Consider the following 17,066-nt stretch of genomic DNA (forward strand, 5'->3'; position numbering starts at 1 on the left):
TATGGAGTTGTGTGTCAAGGTCTTTCGGATGTCACGCTGGGTGGTGGCGGGGGGCTCCCGTTTTCGGCGGTGTTCGGGTCAGGCCGGGTGTTTATTGAGGTCAGTTGCCGCTGGCGGTCTGTGACGGACATGGCCCCCGATGTGCGGATCTGTCGCGTGTCGAATGTCAGGAACGTGTGGGGCGAAGCGAAAACACCGATCCCACAACACCGGCGCACCCCAACGCGACAGCGAGAACGAGCGCAATCACGAATGATTCGATCGAACGGGGATGTGCAGATCCAGAAGCCCCCGGAGTGCAACCGCGACTTCGTGAATCTGATCGACCGACGCAGTTTCCGGATCGGAGGCAACGAGATCTGCCACGTCGATGAGGTTGTCGCGTAACCCGACCGACAACTCGCGAGGTCCGGCGAGCGCGTCGACGGTGTCCCGGACGATTGTTTCGGCGAGTTGGCGTACTTCGGCCATCTCGGCGTCGGTGGGGAAGGTGATGCCTACTTCTTTCAGGAGCGCTGTGGAGGCGGTGCTGATCATGGATTCGATCAGCGGCGATCGATGCGGTGTGGTTTTCATGATGCTGCCCCCAACTGTGTCGAAACAGATGATGCGATGGTGCATGTGGGATGAATCCAGTGTTCGACGGCAGCAGTGATAGCCGTGCGGGCGGTCGCAGGGTCCTGTGCGGTGATGACGGCGGTGAATGCTGAGGTGACTGCTTCGATCCCGGAGGTCTCGAGTCCGTTGCAGTGGTCGAGTCCGTCGGTGATCAGCTCCAGGGCAGTGTGGAGGACTTCCCAGTGACCGTCCTCGTGCGGGGAATGCGCTGCGATGAGTTCGATGGTGGGGAGTTGTTCTGCGGCCCACAGGTCTCGCACGTTGAGGGGGTGGATGGGGTGGGCGGTGAGTTGGCACAGCCGGGCGACGGGGGCGCAGACGTGGTCGAGTCCGTCGACGATCGCGGTCATTCCCCAGCGCGGGTGGGTGAGGAGGTCCGCGAGCCATTGCCATCGTTCGGCGGGAAGGCCGGTCGAGGCGGGGGATGGGAGGGCCCCGGTACTGATCCCGTAGATGATGTCAGGGAGGGGGTGGTGGGGGTTGGTCAGTTCGTCGAGCAAGCGGTGTGTTGTCATGTGGGGCAGTCCAATCGGGTGACGTCGAACGAGGCTTGTGACGTGCAGGTGGGAAGGTTCGCGGCATCCGTCGTATCAGTACGGAGGGGTGCGAGGACCGCGGCAGGGGAGGGGTCGACCCTCAACGGGCCGTGGGCTTCGATCAGATCGCGGGCATGAAGAATCGCGCGGGAGTCCACGTCGATCAACCCGTACACATCAGGTGAGTCACCGATGTGCGGGTGATCGTGAATGAAGGTGCGGCGACTACGCAGGCGGCCGGCGACTTCGACGAGGATCCACAACCGGTCGTAGCGGTCCCGTACCGGCACATGGCCGTGCGTGTCGGCGAGGATTCCGTACACAGACCACGTTGATTCGAATGTCCTCAAGATCAGCGCCGCGGATTCTTCGGATACCGGTGTGTCGAGCAGCTGTGTGAAGACCGGATCGAACGACCCCATTCTCGGGGTCACGCAGCGGTCCCACGAGAAGTACCGCGATGCCCGTCGACCCGCCGGTAGTACGAACGCCACACCACATCCGAGGTAATCGGCCGGCCACGATGACTGAACGGCACACCCGCCCAAATCATCGACCGAGGCGGAGTATCCGCCGCCACCATCGACGACAACTCCTTCCAGCAATCCGCCAAACGAGGGCATCGGAAACACTCAGCCTGCGCATCCACGCCCGCGCGATACGAGCCCTCATCCAGATCCCACGATTGAGGATCGACCGCGCACGCCAACACCGTCGGCGGCGGCACCGCGGCCCTCACGCGGCCACCTCCGAATCCCGGCGACGGCGCGTTGCTGTCGTCAACGACTCGTACAGGCCCAAGCGTTCACCGTCGACGATATTGCCGTGACTGTCATACACGTTGCCCGCCATGATCATTCGCTGCGGACCATCCCCACGTTCCACCGCCGCGGCCGCATCCATACGGCACTGCGCCAACAACGGGCACGTCTCACACGAGGAGATCGCGCGGCGCCACTCCACCACCGTGCGGCCATCCATCTCCCACGAACGTGACTTCCCCGCGCACAAACCCTTACCCGGATCGGCACCAACAATCGGCACCACACCCCGAACCTCCAACTCCACACGAACAGCTCGCACAGTCGGGCACACATCGCACTCCGACGAAAAAACGAACCCGCACCGCGCGCACCGACCAACCCGATCAGGATGATGCAAAGCAGCAACCCGAAGAAGATCGTCAGTACTGAACTGCGGCAACACGACCGCAGATGATCCCCGGCCCTCACGGTGCGTCAACTCACGCAACGCGGCCGCAGCCTCCGGGCACAACGGAACAAGCTCCGAAACACTCAAACCGCAACCATCGCAACGCCCGCCGATCGACGAATGCCGCGCAACAAGCCGACGAAGGACAAGTGTGGAGAGAGCTGCATACCGATTGCGGAACACGTCATCCGGACCTGATGGGTCCACTAAGATAGACATCGCAGAATCCTTTCTGCATCTGAAGAAAATGCTGGACGGGTTGCATCCCGTTTGGTCTGGTCCCTCGGTCGTTGGCGCGACTGGGGGACTCTTCCGTTTTTTGCTCTAGTTGTCTCCCTTGAGGTCGTTGACTATGACTTGGCCGCCATCTAAAACCGGTCATCTAAAAATAGCCGCGTGTGCGAATGGTATCGAGGAGGCGGCACAGTGTCTACTAATGACAACGAGATGCGAAGGGTGCTGGCTGTGAGTCGGCGAGTGATGCGGGGGTTTTCCCCGTCAAGTCTTGTGGCTGCGCGCCGCACTGCGGGGATGTCACGTGCGGAATTGGCGCGGCGGGCGGGAGTGGGTGAAACGACGATCCGGCGCTGGGAGCAGTCGAATTCCTCTCCGCAGGTTGATCTTCTGGCGACTGTGGTGGCGGAGTTGGGTGTAGAGATCGCCGATATCGTGCAAGTGCCTGAGGATGACAGGTACCCGGGTGATTGGCGCGTCTTGAAGGGTTTGACCCAACCGCAACTTGGGATGCAGGCCGGCTTGCGGACACCGATCGTTGGAGGCATCGAGCGGGGCGAGATTCCGTTGTCAGACCTCGTGGCGGAGAAACTTGCCCCGGTTCTAGGTGTCTCGGTTGACGAGTTGTTCGCTGCGCATATGCGGGTTCGTCATCGGGGGCCTGAGGCGCCCGCCTAGGTCCAGGCTTTTCTTTGGTCGCCTTCGCTGTCGTGCTGACTGATGAAGTTACGTCGTTTCGGCTGCGGTGGGTCACCGCCTGTCGGTCCTGACTCTGTAAAACATTGCTGCCCCTCACGGTCGAGGTCAGCCTAAAACCGAAAACTTACTATTGCAAGTTGCGTTGGGCAGCGGGACTTGCCAGTATTGGAAATTGAACATTGGACCAGTGCGCCCATCCAGCATGGCGATTGAGGACGGAGGGACGAACGATGAGCACATTCGCAGAACGGCTCCGACATCTCTTCGACACGGTGCACCCGAGAGATCGTGGTCCGTACACGCAAACAGAAGTTGTGGACATAATCCGCTTCGGCGGCGGCAAGATGACTACCGGGTACATGTCTCAACTGCTGAGTGGTAAGCGTCAGTCGCCAGGCGTAGAAACTGTTCGCGATATCTGCAATGTTTTTCATGTTCCGATGGACTACTTCAGTGACGAAGAAACGTATGAGTTGGTCAAGCACACCATCGCCTGGATCCAGGATGTTCGTGATAGTGAAGGTCAGCAGGTTGCAGCACGTGCCTACAACCCGTTTCGGAAGATGATGCAGTCTGGCGATGACTAGTTTCTAAGCGATCAACGCATATGCAATCCCCGTTGTGACCGCTCCGGCGATAGCTCCGACGATCACCTGGCCCTTGGTGTGATCTCCCAGGTGAACCCGTGACCATCCGATTAACGGAGTCAATGCGAGAGCAAGTAGCCACCAGGGCGACAGCGCAAGCGCCAAAACTATGGTGACCCCGGCTGAAACTCCAGTGTGCACACTGACTTTCCAGTGGAGAACGCTAGTGATCAATGCAGCCACCACAAGCGCCGACAATCCGGCAGTCATGAACGCGATCATTTGAATGGGTGCGCTCGCGATAATCTGAATGATCAACCCACCCAAGGCAACTGCGAGCAGTATGACAATGAGCAGGTGTCGTTCGCTGATGCTGGTGACGTGGTGATCGCCGATTTTCGACTTTCGCATCCCGTAGAGGATGACGCCCATCGGGACCACACCTGTGCAGATCGCGACGAAGATTCCCCATCCTGGCGCCCCGATGGAACACCCGAGGATCAATGAGGTCACGATGTTGATGACCCAGGGTGCACCAATCTCGGTGAGCAACCGTGCGATCCGGTCGTGTCCTGAGGCTTTTCCCTGTACTCGTGTTTCTGTCATTGCTCAAGGACCAACTTTCGCTCGATTTCACGGGCGTACGCATCACCCAGTTCTCGCGCCCAACGGACATCTGAAGTAGCTGCCCGTGCTCGGAGGTTGTCCGATCCCAATCCCTCCGGAATCCGATCAGTAATAATCCATTCCGCAACAGCATGTGCCACCTCTGTCCGGCTCAAGGCTGCACCTTGGTTCGGTAGAGCCTGTCGCTTGGCCTCCAAGCTCAGCGCGTCCAGCAGTTCCGCTGCGCGATCGGCGGCCCGATCAGCGGCGCCGCTTCCGGGCTCGGATGGCCGTAGGGCACCAGGCCAACGGGCAAGTAGCTCGGTGCGAAGGTCGTCAAAGGCCCGAAGTTGCGCTCGTGAGACGAGCGTAGTTCCCATCGCTGTAACCAAGACTCCCGCTGCGACAAAGAGAACGCCGACAACGGCCAGGAAGCGCGAGATTGCAAAGGGTGTCGGGGTCGGATCGATCAGTCCCCACCGTGCCGACCCCAGGTAGCCAATTCGGAGTGCGGCGTATGCGCTGAGTGCAGCGGCTCCGGGGGAAATGATGATGAGCCCCCAGCCGGTTGCCGTCCGCCGGTCTGCTTGCCGAATAGCGACGATTGTCACCATCAAGCACAACAGAAACGGATAGGCCATGCCCAGCATCAGGCCCTCTGCATACCCCGGAAGAAATGCGTATTGGTTGTCGAAAGTCCGGTTGTCGGGGTTCGATGCCGGCCACGGAGTCTTGAAGAAGAAGTAGAACGAGAGCGCTGCGGTGACAACTGAGAGTGAAATATGTAGCCAAAGTAGCTTTTTGAGATGCCGGGAGCTGGTGACGGTTGTGAACACAATGGCGGTGCCGACGCAGATACCGCAGACGAGCAGCATTTTGATTGTGCCGGGTATTCCAGCCCCGAGTGTGACTCTGACAGCGCTCTCGACCGTTTTCACGTTGAGCGCCATATGAATCGACATGCACAGTAGAACAATGACTGCGCCTGCCAGAGTCCACGACCTGGAAAACCACCAACGCTGGATCCGGGTGGCCGCTGCAGTGGCGAGTACTGCCGCCGCGAGAGCAGTGATCAACCGAGTGCCTCATCCAGTCGTGAACGAACCGAAGGATTCTGCGCGCGACGTGTGACGTGAAGCCGCCGCAGAAGCAGACTCCCGAATGCTTCAGCCTCGGCTTCTTCCGTCGAGACGGTGTCCACACAATCGCGTCGAAGCATCAGAGTTCCAAGATCACGCAACGCGGGTGGGAGGAAGTCGGTGGCCAAATCGATGGCCGGTCTGCCGGAGTGGTTCAACGCGATATGTCCCAACTCATGAGCAATCGTTCGGTCGCGAGCATGAACCCACCCTGCACAGGACACTTCATCGCGGTCGTGGTGTCGGACCCATTGACCAAATACACCGGGCGGGAGGACTGCGTCGTCCAGCACGGACAGTGGGCGTCCGCGGTCGCGCGACAATGCTTCGGCCATACCTTCAAGGGTTCGCGCTTCGTCGCCTACGGCAATGCGGAACAGGCGCTCGACTGCTCGAGCGACGGTTTTGTCTGCCACTTCGGGGCACCTCCTCACCGAGTATCCCCTACGGCCCCAACCGAACACCGTAGTCGTTGTTGTTGGTATCGCTCAACTGGGCGCTCAAGACTAGCGCAGTCACGGGCTCGCACAGTCGAGCACAAGACACGCTAGGGTCGTCCGAATGTCGCCTAACTTGCGCCCCTCACGTCGACGCGCTGCCTGCGTGGCTATTGCGGCGGCAGGTTTTCTGCTGACAATGAGTGCGTTGGCGCCCACCTATGCCAAGGGTCAACTGGTGAAAATTCCGTTGAGCATCGATGCGGCAACAGTGTCGACGGGTACTGCAGTATTGCTCGATGCTGCGGCGTTAGCGAAGGGCAAATTGGTTGTGGACAGCAATGTTCCGATCACAGTCCAGCAGCGCGTCACTGCCGAAGATCCGTCAGGATCCGACGTGGTGACCCTGCAGTCGGCGGTTCAGATGGTGCGGGACGATCGGGTCGGTACGGCAGCGATTGTGAATGCGAGCATCGATCGTTCCACTGTCGACAGGATCTCGGCGATCCCGGTCGAGGAGCCGATCGGCTCGATCCAGACCGTGATGGACAAACCGGCGGAAGTTGTTGCCCATGAGGGACTTCAATTCAAATTTCCGTTCGACACTCAGAAACGAACGTATCCGTATTTCGACTCGACACTGCGGGACAGCTATGACGCGACCTTCATCGCGGAGGGTGAAATTGAAGGCGTTGACGTCTACAACTTCCGTCAGGAAATCGAGCCCGTGGAGATTGGTACGGAGATCACATTGCCCGCCTCCAGTTGGGGGAAAACAGGAACAAGCCCAGTCACCATGAAGCGTTTCTATGGCATCACGCGCGAACTGTCAGTCGAACCCATTTCCGGCGCCATAATCCAAGTGCAGCAACACTATAGGCAATATTTTGCGACATCCGCTTTAGCCCCTGAAACCATCACGATCATCGATGTAGCCCCCAAACTCGATTCCCAGACGCAGCACGAACAGATCGAACGAGCCGTCATGTATCGAGACCAAATCCGGTGGGGTACGGATTACGGCCCGGCAATCGGGGGCTCGGTCGGGCTACTGCTTCTACTTGGTGGGATATATCTCGGATGGATATCAACGAGACCCGGACCACAATCTCTGATAGTCCAAAATGAGAAGTCCGGCGATCTTGTGACTCGATAGATGCCGGAACTGATCGCGTCGGACCGCACTTTCGCTGTTGCTAGTGAGAGTTGCAATCGACATGCATGGCGAGGTTAACCTTTTCGGCTGAATTGATCACCCAGTGTGGGGGTGTTCGCTCGTTGAGTTGGATTTCCACGTCACCTGGTTGGGGGACGTCCCAGGTGACGCCTCTGAGGAACTGGTTGGTTGTTCCGAATTTTTCGTTTAAAGCGATTTCGTGGTCGAGTGAACTCTGCGAAGTCGTGAATTCTTGCGCGGCGTAGTTCAGTTGAGGGTTTTCGATGGTGACGGTTTGGGATCCGTGGGTGAGGACTGCATGCCAGCCGTTGGGCTCGGTGATGTCGACGGTGAGGTTGTCGCCTTCGCCTATGCACTGTGCGTGGACCTGGTTGGCGGCAGGGAGTGTGATTTTGTCGTCGGCTTGTTGGTCGCCGACTCCGATTACCAGGTCTCCTCGCCACGAGGAGGATTCAGCTGGTGTGACGGTGCCGGCACGACCGTTGTTTGCGCTGGTGGTGGCGCTGCCGCCGTTGTCGTTGGCGGATGTCGAGTCCGAGCATGCGGTCAGGATCAGGGGTGCTGCGAGGATCCCGGTGACTGCGATGGCGGTGGTGGTGCGCTTCATGTGTGTTTCCCTCCAATGTGGGTTCGCGGGCCTGTTAGGGTCAGTTTCTCCTGAAAACGTTTGTGCCTGAGTCTTGTTCGGCGGTTCGTTCCTGTTGGTACGAACATAGTCGATCGGTACGAATCCTTTGTCGTACAGCCACGGTGGGGAGTGGTGGTCAGTAGCGGATGGTGTCGAGGAGCCACTGGTCGCCACCTTTGGTGAGGGTCACCCAAACCGTGGTATCGGTTGCGACAGTGCTGGTTTCGTTTTCGTTGATTGCGGTTTGGTGGATGCTTGCGACTCGGTGGATGAGTGCGTCGGTGTCGGGTGGGCAGCCGGAGCATCCAAGGGTCACGTTGGCGGCCACTTTGGCGTTGTCGGAGGCCCATTGTTTCCACTGTGCTCCTGGTCCTCGTTCGGTGTGCGTGTCGACGAGCAGGGTCTGTGCCAGGGTGTCGGTGAACCATTCCCGGGCGCGTGCGTATCCATTGGTGGGGCTACGGTCCGTTGCCGGGTACCAGGTGAACGCCACGGAAAGTGCCTGGCGAGCGATGTTTTCAGCCACCTCCGTATCCGGATCCGCGGTGACGTCGATTGCTGTCGGAGCCGGCGAAGTCGAAATGGTCAGCGGCGCCGGTGCTGGGGCGATCTGTTCAGCTGTCTCGGTTTCCGTCTCGTTGCCCCAATCGAAGAGGAAGTACACCAGTCCACCGACGAGGAGGACAGCGACGGCAAGCAGAACCAGTTTGCGTGCGTTGCTCACAGAACCCTCCTGGCTTTCATATCGCTCTGTAGTGGAGCTTGTTTGACGACGTCCCCCGTAGTGGGAGCATGGATCATCTGGCCTCCGCCGATCGCGACGCCGACGTGCCCCGGACCTGTTCCGGCCCACGAACCGAACACCAGATCCCCGGCTTGTGCTTGGTCGATAGGGATCTCGACTCCGACGTTCCACTGCTGTTCGGATGTCCGGGGCAGGGTGATCTTGTTTCCACTTCCCTGGTAGATGGCGTAACTGGTCAGTCCGGAGCAGTCGAATCCACCGCCGGTAGTACCGTTGATGTTGCCGCCGCCCCAGACGTACGGGGTGCCGAGGAATTGGCGGGCAGCGTCGACGACCTGCGATCCGGACGCCGAACCGGGCGAGACGATCAGTTCCCCGCTACCTCCGGGGGACGCGAACTCTGCTTCGTATGCAAGGACTTTCGCGACGTAGGGCTGTGTCTGGGTGGTGTAGTCGCCGCCGCTGGGCATTCCGCCGGCATTCTTCACCGCGCCTTCGCCCGCGTTGTAGGATGCGATGTAGAGCGATTTGGGATCGCCTTTGACTGATCCGTCGGTAATCCATCCGTCGACCTGGGCCGCGATGGCGCAGAAGTATCGGCCTTGAGCCATGATCGCGTCCCCGTCGTCCCAGATCGAGATCTTGCCGTTGCTGTCGTCGTCCTGGCCGTAAGAAGCAAATGTTCTCGGCATGAACTGCGTGATTCCCTTAGCGTCGCTCGCGGAGGTCAGTCCACGGACCAGGCCGGATTCGGCTTTTGCATCTGCGGCCAGCAGCGAGGGCTTGATCTGGGGGCAGATCGATCCGGCTTTGCGGAACCACGGCTCCATCTCTGGGGGAACGGATCCGGCTTTGAGATCGCCGCCACCTGCCACGCCGAAGCCGCCGCAGTCGATCGCCGATGCCGAGGCGGCCAGCTCGATGGCAGGAGAATCACTGCCGGCTTCGCCGGCGGGGGAGGGCGCTCCGCCGAGTTTGGTCATCGGATCGACGGCGGTTCCGCCCTGCAGTCGTCCGCCGTCCCAGTATTCGAAATGCAAGTGTGCGCCGGTGGATTGGCCGTTGTTTCCGATGTTCGCGATGTGGTCGCCGGCCTTGACCTGCTGGCCTTCCGTGACGAGGACACCGTCGTCGAACATGTGGCCGTAGACGGTGCTCACGGGTTTGCCGTCGACGAGCGAGTCGAGCACGATCCAGTTCCCGAACCCGGATGCGGGCCCGGCCTTGACTGCAACGCCGTCGAGTGCCGCGTAGATCGGTGTCCCGACGGGGCCGGCGAAGTCGACGCCTTTGTGTTCGGTTCCCCAGCGAGGCCCGAATGGGGACGTGAACGTCGTCGTTCCGTTCTTGGTTGGCTGGGTGATCGGCCCCGATGCTTTCAGTTCGGTGTTGCCGGTCGCCGAGGTGGCTTTGTCGTCCCCCTCGCTCGACGAGTATCCGCCGCAACGGTTGTGGGGGATCACCGGCTGCTGGGTGCATCCGGACAGCCCTAGGATCGCAGCGGTGGCAGCGGTGACGATCAGGGCCACCGCCTCACGGCGGAGACTCACAGCGTTCCTGGGAGCGGTGTGTCGAGGTCGGGAATCGGGATGGGGCCGGGAACAGGAACAGGTGCCGGTTCGAGGTCCGCCGAGGGAACAGCGACCGAGCTGGTCGATGTCGGCGTCGTGGTCGAGGTAGCGCTCGGCGAGGTCGTCGACTTCGGAGCCGTGGTGGTTGTTGGAGCTTCCGAGGTCGGTTCGCTCGCGAGGGAAGGTGCGCCGAGCTTGTCGATCTCGCTGCGGTCCAGGGTGGGCAATGGATTCTGGACCTGCCACGTCGAACCCTTTTCGGTGCCCGACACTTTGAGCGTGATCCGCAAATTCCCCGCCTGCGTCGGGACGATGACCTGCACGGCGCTCTCACCGCCGGTGCCGGCCACGATCTCACTGCGCGTCGGGCCGGTGATCGCGACCGGTACGAGCGGGCGGGCATTGACCACCGTCACGCCGGGCGCTTCGGCGGCGTGCACGCCCAGCTTGGTCTTCCATTCGCTGTTCGAGAGTGACTGATCGACGTAGACGTGCGCGTAGGCCATCGCTGTCGCCGGTGCACTCTCGGCAACCGAAGCGATCGACTTGCCGGCAATCGAGGATTCGGTCACCTCGGTCAATTCATAGCTCAGATCCGGCGCCGCAGATTCTGCGTCCGTCGCAGTCGTCGCGGCGGAGGCTGGGATCTTCGAGGCAGTGTTCGACGGGGTCGGGGATTGGCCGAACACCGCTCCCGCCACGAACAGCACACCGAACGCAGAGACGATCGTGATCGTCAGATTGGTGCGCGAGTGCAGCACCCACCGCCGGATCGGTGCGAGTACGGGATTGGCTGCGCTGGAGGACATCAGCTGAACCTGCCGGTTGAATCAGACGAAGTACCTGCGGAGGTCAACGACGGCGTCCACAGTCGTGCCGTCGACCGCGGAGGAGTCGCCGAGTTCGAGCGCGTCGCACGCGAACGGGGTGTCGTAGACCCGGTGGGGGCATCCCGCAAGGGCGGTGTGAACACCTTCATCGGCGCGATACTCGACCGCGGGCCTCCGTCCCATGTCTCACTCACCGACGAAGTGCTGCGCGGTGAACCGGCTTCGGTTCCGATCAGCTGTCGAGCGAGGGTGCGGCTAGGTTTGGCAGCGGGACCGGCGGTTTGTGGTCGATCCGACATGGGCCGCTTGGTGCCCGCGGAACTCTTGGCGGTACCGGCGAGGCTTCGGCGCCGCACGTCCTGGGCGTCCTTCCGTGAATCCGTCAGACGCTGTTGGCGATCCATCGTCTTGCGTGCCTCGACACGCGATTTGTCGACCTCGTGCCGGCGTCGCTGATTCAACTCGCGTCCTTCCGGACGCACTGTTGTCACCGAATCCTTGTCGAGGTCACCACCGCGTTTGGTCGCCTTCCGAAGCGCGCCGACACCTTCCTCGACCATCGACGCTGCGGGACCGCCCACGACGGCGCTGCCAGCCTTGAAGAACTTCTGTTTCATCGATGTCTGCGCGTGACGAGCTTTGCGATTGAGTGCGCCCGCTTGGTTCTGGGTGAAGGTCTGAGTCATCCGTTTGAACGGGCGCATGATGAACCAGCACACCGCCGTCAAGATGACCATGAACCACAGCCGCCACGTGCCGTCGACGAGACCGTTGTCGGTGTCGTACAGCTTGACCAGCGCCATCAGGTACAGCGCGATGATGACTGCGCCGGCCACGCCCCACATGTAGGCGGTGGCGATCATGCGGCACACGCGCGAGAGGGTGCCGCCGTGTGCGGCGGCGATTGGAACCCAGATCGCTGCGAAGAGAATTGCGAGTCGAATGGCTAGTAGCGCAGTGAGTTTGAGGATGGATGCGCCGATCCAGAGGATGGAGGGCATGGCGAGTTTGATCATCGCCATGAACCCTGTGCCGGTGCGTCCGGAGTCCTTGCCCTGGAACTGGCCGTACGAGAGGTTCAATCCGTCGAGTTTGTCGATGATGCCTTCTTGAAAGTCTTTCGCTTTCGTGTCTGCCAGCTCGCTCGCGGCTTCGTTGTCGCCGGCCACTTCTCGCTGCTCCGCGTACGAAAACGCGAGGGAATTCCGGAGCTTCGGTCCGAGTTGCAGTTCCTGGTCGTTGAAGTTCGTCCCGAACCATCCTTTGCGCCAGTCGTCGAGGAAGATCTTGTCGATCAGCACATTGCGGGGGTCTCCGGTGTTTCCGGACACGGACAGCATCTGACCTTGTGTGTCGGTGATGACCGATCCGAAGGTGTCGTCGGCGACCTGGATGGCTTTTTGCGGTGCGCCGACGAACAGTGCTCCGATGGCCATTGCAGCGCCGGCGATCGCGACGGTGCGGGTCACGGCCGCGGCGTTTGATTTGAGGGCGTTCCAGATGATGATCGTCGCGACCACCATCAATGCCACACCCAGCCACGTTCCGTAGACATCGAGCATTCCGTTGGAGATCGAGGCGACGATCTGGTCGAACTGCACCATCGCCGGGGCGATCCCGGCCTCTTCGGCAGCTGCACCGGTTTTCGTCTGGTCGTCGAGCCAGAACGCGGCAGCAGCGAATCCCTTGCCGATTGTGAGGAATGTGTTGCCCAGGGTGGTGTCCGCGACTGCGTCGGGTGCGCGGACCAGGTCGTTGCCGCAGCCGAGGTCGTAGGTGTACCAGCGTAATCCGGCCCACCCGTAGGTTTCGTAGCCGGTGCCACCCTGTTTTGGTTCGCGGTCTTTGCTCGAGGAATCGAATTCGGCAGCCATGACCGAGTTCGGGAACTCGGGGGAGGGGACGTCTTTGCAGTCGAATCCGCCGGCAGATGCGATCGGCCCGCCCGGGGCGACGAGGGACACCAGCACCAGCGCTAGAACGGCGAGAACCCGCGCCAGATTGACGGTCAGCGCCCGAATGCGCGATCGGTGAGGGATTACTTCATCCAGCTCTGCCGAGGGTGGATTGAGCCGCCTGATGGTGTTCATGCGGCTCCGCCGAGCGCGTTCTTCGCCGACGAGGAATTCAGCGCCGTGAACACATGCGCGAGATGCACGTAGTGAATCCAGCTCGAACGCACCAGCTCCACGTCGTCGGCCATCCGGATCATCCAGCGCCGCGCTTCGTCCTGATAGGAGGTGTCGGTGTCCTCGTCGAGAGTGTCCTCGCCGCCGCTGCCCAGTTCAGCGAGGAACTGCTCGAACCCTTGCCCGGTGGGAAGTTTGAGCAGTTTCAGCGCGCCTTCGATTGCATGCGGATCACCGCCGACATCACCGACGAACACCTCGTAGGTCAGGGCGGTCTTGTCGTCGCTGCCGTCCAATCCGAGGAAATCATCCGGAAGCTGTGAGCAGACCAGGGCGCGGACCTTGAATTTGCGTGAGTCGCGCGCGATTCGGAGGTTGAGGGTGCGGCCTGCGCCAGTGGATTCGAGGTATTTGTTTTCGTCGAGGAAGAGCACCTTGCGCACGTGGCGAGGCTTTTCGTAGACGAGTCTGTTCGCCAGCCACGCGGCCATGTGCATCAATGGCGCCGTCATCCGTTGCTGCGGTGTCCACTGCGAGGACGGCGTGCCTTCGGGCGGTAGCTGCAGGCCCGGCATCGTCAGGATCGTCAGGCGGATGTCGGCGTCGAATGCATCCGCTCCACTGCCGATCGTGCCTTCCTCTGGGAATAGCACACGCGCTTCGGTCAGCTCCGACATCAAACTGAGCTGCTGGTACAACCCGTTCGCGCAGGTTTTGACGGCTTGGTCCGGATCGCTCACTCCGATGGATTGGATCGCGGCCAACACTTCTCGGAGGTTGTGGTTGCTGTCTCCGCCGACCATGTTCGCGGCCATGTGCAGCACGGGTTCGGTGTGCTCGAGATGCAGATGCCGTTCGGTGAGCATCATCTTGAGCACTGAGACGGCGACCTCGACACGCTCGGCAGCGGCTGCACGCATATCCGCATCGAACTTCGACTGCGCCGCCGCGAACGGATCTGCATCCCGGGCGAACTCGACGTTGCGGGCGTCGTACTCGGGATCGTCGCGACGCGGATCGGTGATCACCCGGTACGGGTTCAAGGCGCCAGCGCGTGAATCGCGACCGGTGAGGGCGTAGACGCGGGCGATGTCGCGAAACTCCGGTAGACCGGCCAACGCAGCGAGCGGACCGGAGGGGTCGAGGACAACGCCGTACGCGCCGGCCCTGACTGCTTGGTAGACGATCATGCCGGCCAGGAATGTCTTACCCGAACCGGGTACGGCGACGATCGGTGTCAGACCGGACTTGTGCTTGATCTCGTGCGCGGCGAACAGGTCCCAGATCACAGGGCGCGGCGAGATGGATCCGGTCTCGCCCAGGACGACACCGCGGCGGTCACCGATCCGGTCACTGACGGTCGCCATCCCGGCGGCGACTGCTTCGACATCCATGTGTCGTCTGTTGGCGATGTTGGCTTGCGGCTCACCGGGTATGAACTCGCGCAGCAACTGGTATTGGCCGTGCTCTTGTTCGAGCGCGATGTGGGGGGAGTACATCTCCTGCAGATCGGAGACTTTCTGCCTCGCATCGTCGGGGTCGGTGCCGACCACTGCGAGGCGGTACCACCCGGTGGTTCGAGTCGAGAGTCCGGAATGGTCTTCTTCGACGTCGGAGATCACGTCCTGTGCGCGGGCGTGCTGCTCCGCCAACTCTTTCGGCGGGACCTGATCGTGTTCGACGGTGTAGTGGTCGAACTGCGATTCGATCTTGCCGGTCAGGGAGCGCATGGTGCGGATCGTTTTCGCTTTGTCGTGCAGTTCGATGCGATCGGACCATTCGAGGGGTTCACCGGACGGATCGCCGATGATCTGCCACGGCAGCATCCGTTCCGGAATTGGTAGGGGAGCCATGCGGCCGATCGTCAGCACGATCACCACGCCGGTGTACTTGCGGCCGTCGACGATGCCGGAGACGGTGGTGTACCCGTCGCCTGGGGTGAGGGAGAGGTCGGTGAGGTCTTCGAGGGCGGCGACGTCGGTTTCTTCCCAGTCTCCGGCTCCGGCGATCGCACCGCCAGTTTCCAGCGGTAGACCGATGGTCGCTGATCGGCGCAGCAAGTAGTCGATCGCGGCGGGTGTGGCCGGGGTTGCTTTCACTCCGCGGCTGGACATGATTCGTTCGAGTGTGGCGAGGTGGTCGGCGAGGGCCTTCTGCTCGCGTTCGAAGGCGTCGTCGGCCCAGCTGTTCACCCCGGTGCATACTCTGCCCAGCAGTGGCCAGTGGGCGAGGTGGCGCAGCATTCGGGCGGTCCAGTCCAACCCCTGGCCGAGTGAGGAGCGTTGCGGCAGTTCGATACCCCAGTAGCGGCCTTTGATTGTCGCGTTGGACCACAACATCGCATGCTGCTGCCCGCGCAGGTAGTCCGCCCATGACAGTGCGCCGGGAACATCGGGAATCGGGGTTGCCCACGTGTCGTGATCGATCGCCCACTGCGCGACGGGGAACGGGGTGCGCACGAGGCGGCGATGCACCTTGTTGACGCCGGCCTTCTGCAGGTTGGTCAGGATGATTGCTTCGTCCTGGATGAAGCGGCGCTGCTTTCCGGTGGTGCGGAAATTCCACGGCCCCTGGCGTTGGACGAACCATGCGGTGGAGGTGGTTGCGGTGCGGGTGATGTTCGCTGATGTGCCGGTCAGTTTCAGGCGCACCGCTTTCCGTTCGCGGTCTGCACGTTTCTTCGCTGCTGCCTTGTCCCGATCAGTGGCCGACTTTGCCCGCTTCGTGCCTCTGCGGCGACGCTGACGGCCGGGCACCTTGTCCGCGACGTGGTCCGGATCGGTTGCAGGGGAAGTGTGGCCGTCGGTGTCGTCCTCGCCGTTGTCGTATTCAGAACCATCCGGAGCGTGTGCGGGTTCGGCTTCGGACCACGCACGCGCAGGTTGCGGAGCGCGCGACTGCACTGCTGCCCACGACGGAGGGAGGGCACCGGGAGGAATGACCGGAACCGGGTCGTCGAGCTTCGGATCGAACAGCGCCGCAATGTCGTTCTCGGGAACGGTCATCGGTGATCCTTACCGTCGATGCGAACAGGTACGACGGCGCGTTCTCCTGTAGTCAACCGCTCGGGTAGTGAGATGAACACGGGTGCACCGCGCTTCGGTGGGCGCGGTGCAACGAGGTCGTTGAGGGCGGCCGTGAGAACCGACCGCAGTGGGCGGTCCGGGGTGACGAACTTCGCGATCCGGGTCGTAAGCCACACCGTGATCACGGCCATCACCATCAGCGATTTGAACCCGAGTGGGACGTGCAGAATTCCGCGACCGATCACGAACACCACCACGAAAGCAACCACGCCGACGATGCCGGCCGTGTAGCGGATCCGGACGGGCAGTGGATAACCGGTCGGGCCGAGGTAGTGCCGGTCCACGCGGTACATCAGGTCGTCGTTGTCGATCACCGTGCATCCCCTTCGAATGTTCTCTGCGCAGGCATCAGCGTTAGGTCGAGATACCGACGAGCCCGAGAATCCAATTGCCGATCCCCGTGGCCGCCGATTCCGATGTCGCGATACCGAGGTAGGCAAGCCCGAACAACCCGAGTCCGCCGACGGTGAAGACCCGCGACAAATTGCCCTTGAGCCCGCCGACGAGAACCACACACGCGAGGGCGATGAGGATGGTGAAGACGATGTTGTCCTTGATCCACGCGCGCAGACCACCGGTATTGACGTCCGTCGACTGCGCGAAGGTCACCGCGTCTGCGGCGAGCGGTGGATGCGTCGCCGGGATCGACACGTCGATCACGGTGGAAGCAAGAGAAAACATGAGCACTCTCCAACACAGTGGTGAAACCAGACCCCACGAATGTGGTTGCGCGGAAACGTAGAAGAGTGGAGGCAGGAATTTCAATGCAACCTGTGGATAACTTTTCGGCCCCCGCAGTTGGTGCGTCTGTCGATCAGCGCTGCCGCGTGTC

General features: G+C 61.5%; 18 protein-coding genes. 3 read left to right on the top strand and 15 right to left on the bottom strand.

Features of this window, described 5'->3' with window-relative positions; translation table 11 throughout:
* Positions 1-246: 246 nt before the first annotated feature.
* The 4 genes from ACVZUB_RS32485 to ACVZUB_RS32500 form a co-directional block, all read right to left on the bottom strand.
* Entirely contained in the window at positions 247-576 is a 330-nt protein-coding gene (locus ACVZUB_RS32485; protein WP_482628637.1) for a hypothetical protein, read from the bottom strand.
* On the bottom strand, positions 573-1,133 hold the full coding sequence (locus tag ACVZUB_RS32490) for a hypothetical protein (RefSeq protein ID WP_482628638.1): 561 nt from the start codon (positions 1,131-1,133) through the stop codon (positions 573-575). The genes ACVZUB_RS32485 and ACVZUB_RS32490 overlap by 4 nt, the downstream gene beginning before the upstream one ends.
* Positions 1,130-1,777: a hypothetical protein gene (locus tag ACVZUB_RS32495; RefSeq protein ID WP_482628639.1), complete on the bottom strand. Its 648-nt coding sequence runs from the start codon at positions 1,775-1,777 to the stop codon at positions 1,130-1,132. Before ACVZUB_RS32495 ends, ACVZUB_RS32490 begins: the two co-directional genes overlap by 4 nt.
* Before the next feature lie 112 nt (positions 1,778-1,889).
* Entirely contained in the window at positions 1,890-2,201 is a 312-nt protein-coding gene (locus ACVZUB_RS32500; RefSeq protein ID WP_482628640.1) for a hypothetical protein, read from the bottom strand.
* Positions 2,202-2,813: 612 nt separating this feature from the next.
* Between ACVZUB_RS32500 and ACVZUB_RS32505 the strand changes: the two genes are divergently transcribed.
* Both ACVZUB_RS32505 and ACVZUB_RS32510 read left to right on the top strand, forming a co-directional pair.
* Entirely contained in the window at positions 2,814-3,278 is a 465-nt protein-coding gene (locus ACVZUB_RS32505) for a helix-turn-helix transcriptional regulator (RefSeq protein ID WP_482628964.1), read from the top strand.
* Positions 3,279-3,529: 251 nt separating this feature from the next.
* Complete coding sequence (locus tag ACVZUB_RS32510; RefSeq protein WP_212633709.1) at positions 3,530-3,886, top strand: helix-turn-helix domain-containing protein; 357 nt, start codon at positions 3,530-3,532, stop codon at positions 3,884-3,886.
* A 3-nt stretch (positions 3,887-3,889) separates the two neighbouring features.
* On the opposite strand, the gene ACVZUB_RS32515 is transcribed toward ACVZUB_RS32510, so the two are convergent.
* From ACVZUB_RS32515 to ACVZUB_RS32525, 3 genes are all read right to left on the bottom strand, one after another.
* Positions 3,890-4,492 carry a phosphatase PAP2 family protein gene (locus tag ACVZUB_RS32515; RefSeq protein WP_019749737.1) on the bottom strand — a complete coding sequence of 201 codons (603 nt, stop codon included), beginning with the start codon at positions 4,490-4,492 and terminating at the stop codon, positions 3,890-3,892.
* The gene (locus ACVZUB_RS32520) at positions 4,489-5,454 is read right to left on the bottom strand and encodes a hypothetical protein (protein ID WP_287488973.1); all 966 of its coding nucleotides are present in this window, start codon (positions 5,452-5,454) and stop codon (positions 4,489-4,491) included. The genes ACVZUB_RS32515 and ACVZUB_RS32520 overlap by 4 nt, the downstream gene beginning before the upstream one ends.
* Before the next feature lie 110 nt (positions 5,455-5,564).
* Positions 5,565-6,047 (bottom strand): hypothetical protein, encoded by a 483-nt coding sequence (locus ACVZUB_RS32525; protein WP_019749735.1) that lies wholly within the window; start codon positions 6,045-6,047, stop codon positions 5,565-5,567.
* A gap of 187 nt (positions 6,048-6,234) precedes the next feature.
* On the opposite strand from ACVZUB_RS32525, the gene pgfA reads away from it, so the two are divergent.
* Positions 6,235-7,224 carry a cell envelope lipid trafficking protein PgfA gene (gene pgfA / locus ACVZUB_RS32530; RefSeq protein ID WP_482628641.1) on the top strand — a complete coding sequence of 330 codons (990 nt, stop codon included), beginning with the start codon at positions 6,235-6,237 and terminating at the stop codon, positions 7,222-7,224.
* A 40-nt stretch (positions 7,225-7,264) separates the two neighbouring features.
* Here the strand turns inward: pgfA and ACVZUB_RS32535 are convergent, their stop codons facing one another.
* The 8 genes from ACVZUB_RS32535 to ACVZUB_RS32570 all read right to left on the bottom strand — a co-directional run bounded on the left by ACVZUB_RS32535 (position 7,265) and on the right by ACVZUB_RS32570 (position 16,915).
* Positions 7,265-7,852 (bottom strand): hypothetical protein, encoded by a 588-nt coding sequence (locus ACVZUB_RS32535; RefSeq protein ID WP_287488979.1) that lies wholly within the window; start codon positions 7,850-7,852, stop codon positions 7,265-7,267.
* Between the two features lie 157 nt (positions 7,853-8,009).
* On the bottom strand, positions 8,010-8,597 hold the full coding sequence (locus tag ACVZUB_RS32540; protein WP_287488980.1) for a hypothetical protein: 588 nt from the start codon (positions 8,595-8,597) through the stop codon (positions 8,010-8,012).
* Positions 8,594-10,168 (bottom strand): peptidoglycan DD-metalloendopeptidase family protein, encoded by a 1,575-nt coding sequence (locus ACVZUB_RS32545; RefSeq protein ID WP_482628642.1) that lies wholly within the window; start codon positions 10,166-10,168, stop codon positions 8,594-8,596. The genes ACVZUB_RS32540 and ACVZUB_RS32545 overlap by 4 nt, the downstream gene beginning before the upstream one ends.
* Positions 10,165-10,998 carry a hypothetical protein gene (locus ACVZUB_RS32550; RefSeq protein ID WP_212633715.1) on the bottom strand — a complete coding sequence of 278 codons (834 nt, stop codon included), beginning with the start codon at positions 10,996-10,998 and terminating at the stop codon, positions 10,165-10,167. The genes ACVZUB_RS32545 and ACVZUB_RS32550 overlap by 4 nt, the downstream gene beginning before the upstream one ends.
* The gene (locus ACVZUB_RS32555) at positions 10,998-13,109 is read right to left on the bottom strand and encodes a hypothetical protein (protein ID WP_482628643.1); all 2,112 of its coding nucleotides are present in this window, start codon (positions 13,107-13,109) and stop codon (positions 10,998-11,000) included. The genes ACVZUB_RS32550 and ACVZUB_RS32555 overlap by 1 nt, the downstream gene beginning before the upstream one ends.
* Positions 13,106-16,153 carry an ATP-binding protein gene (locus ACVZUB_RS32560; RefSeq protein WP_482628644.1) on the bottom strand — a complete coding sequence of 1,016 codons (3,048 nt, stop codon included), beginning with the start codon at positions 16,151-16,153 and terminating at the stop codon, positions 13,106-13,108. Before ACVZUB_RS32560 ends, ACVZUB_RS32555 begins: the two co-directional genes overlap by 4 nt.
* Positions 16,150-16,548, bottom strand: a complete 399-nt coding sequence (locus ACVZUB_RS32565) for a hypothetical protein (protein ID WP_276117656.1) — start codon at positions 16,546-16,548, stop codon at positions 16,150-16,152. Before ACVZUB_RS32565 ends, ACVZUB_RS32560 begins: the two co-directional genes overlap by 4 nt.
* A gap of 40 nt (positions 16,549-16,588) precedes the next feature.
* Positions 16,589-16,915, bottom strand: coding sequence for a hypothetical protein (locus ACVZUB_RS32570; RefSeq protein ID WP_113683832.1), 327 nt, complete (start codon positions 16,913-16,915; stop codon positions 16,589-16,591).
* Positions 16,916-17,066 lie beyond the last annotated feature (151 nt).

The sequence above is a fragment of the Rhodococcus sp. OS5 genome, assembly GCF_056837585.1.

What these genes read in the sequence shown, in the direction of transcription:
- ACVZUB_RS32485 (WP_482628637.1), bottom strand. Translation starts at nt 576, where the DNA reads ATGAAAACCACACCGCATCGATCGCCGCTGATCGAATCCATGATCAGC.
- ACVZUB_RS32490 (WP_482628638.1), bottom strand. Translation starts at nt 1,133, where the DNA reads ATGACAACACACCGCTTGCTCGACGAACTGACCAACCCCCACCACCCC.
- ACVZUB_RS32495 (WP_482628639.1), bottom strand. Translation starts at nt 1,777, where the DNA reads ATGCCCTCGTTTGGCGGATTGCTGGAAGGAGTTGTCGTCGATGGTGGC.
- ACVZUB_RS32505 (WP_482628964.1), top strand. Translation starts at nt 2,814, where the DNA reads ATGCGAAGGGTGCTGGCTGTGAGTCGGCGAGTGATGCGGGGGTTTTCC.
- ACVZUB_RS32510 (WP_212633709.1), top strand. Translation starts at nt 3,530, where the DNA reads ATGAGCACATTCGCAGAACGGCTCCGACATCTCTTCGACACGGTGCAC.
- ACVZUB_RS32515 (WP_019749737.1), bottom strand. Translation starts at nt 4,492, where the DNA reads ATGACAGAAACACGAGTACAGGGAAAAGCCTCAGGACACGACCGGATC.
- ACVZUB_RS32520 (WP_287488973.1), bottom strand. Translation starts at nt 5,454, where the DNA reads ATGTCGATTCATATGGCGCTCAACGTGAAAACGGTCGAGAGCGCTGTC.
- ACVZUB_RS32535 (WP_287488979.1), bottom strand. Translation starts at nt 7,852, where the DNA reads ATGAAGCGCACCACCACCGCCATCGCAGTCACCGGGATCCTCGCAGCA.
- ACVZUB_RS32550 (WP_212633715.1), bottom strand. Translation starts at nt 10,998, where the DNA reads ATGTCCTCCAGCGCAGCCAATCCCGTACTCGCACCGATCCGGCGGTGG.
- ACVZUB_RS32555 (WP_482628643.1), bottom strand. Translation starts at nt 13,109, where the DNA reads ATGAACACCATCAGGCGGCTCAATCCACCCTCGGCAGAGCTGGATGAA.
- ACVZUB_RS32560 (WP_482628644.1), bottom strand. Translation starts at nt 16,153, where the DNA reads ATGACCGTTCCCGAGAACGACATTGCGGCGCTGTTCGATCCGAAGCTC.
- ACVZUB_RS32570 (WP_113683832.1), bottom strand. Translation starts at nt 16,915, where the DNA reads ATGTTTTCTCTTGCTTCCACCGTGATCGACGTGTCGATCCCGGCGACG.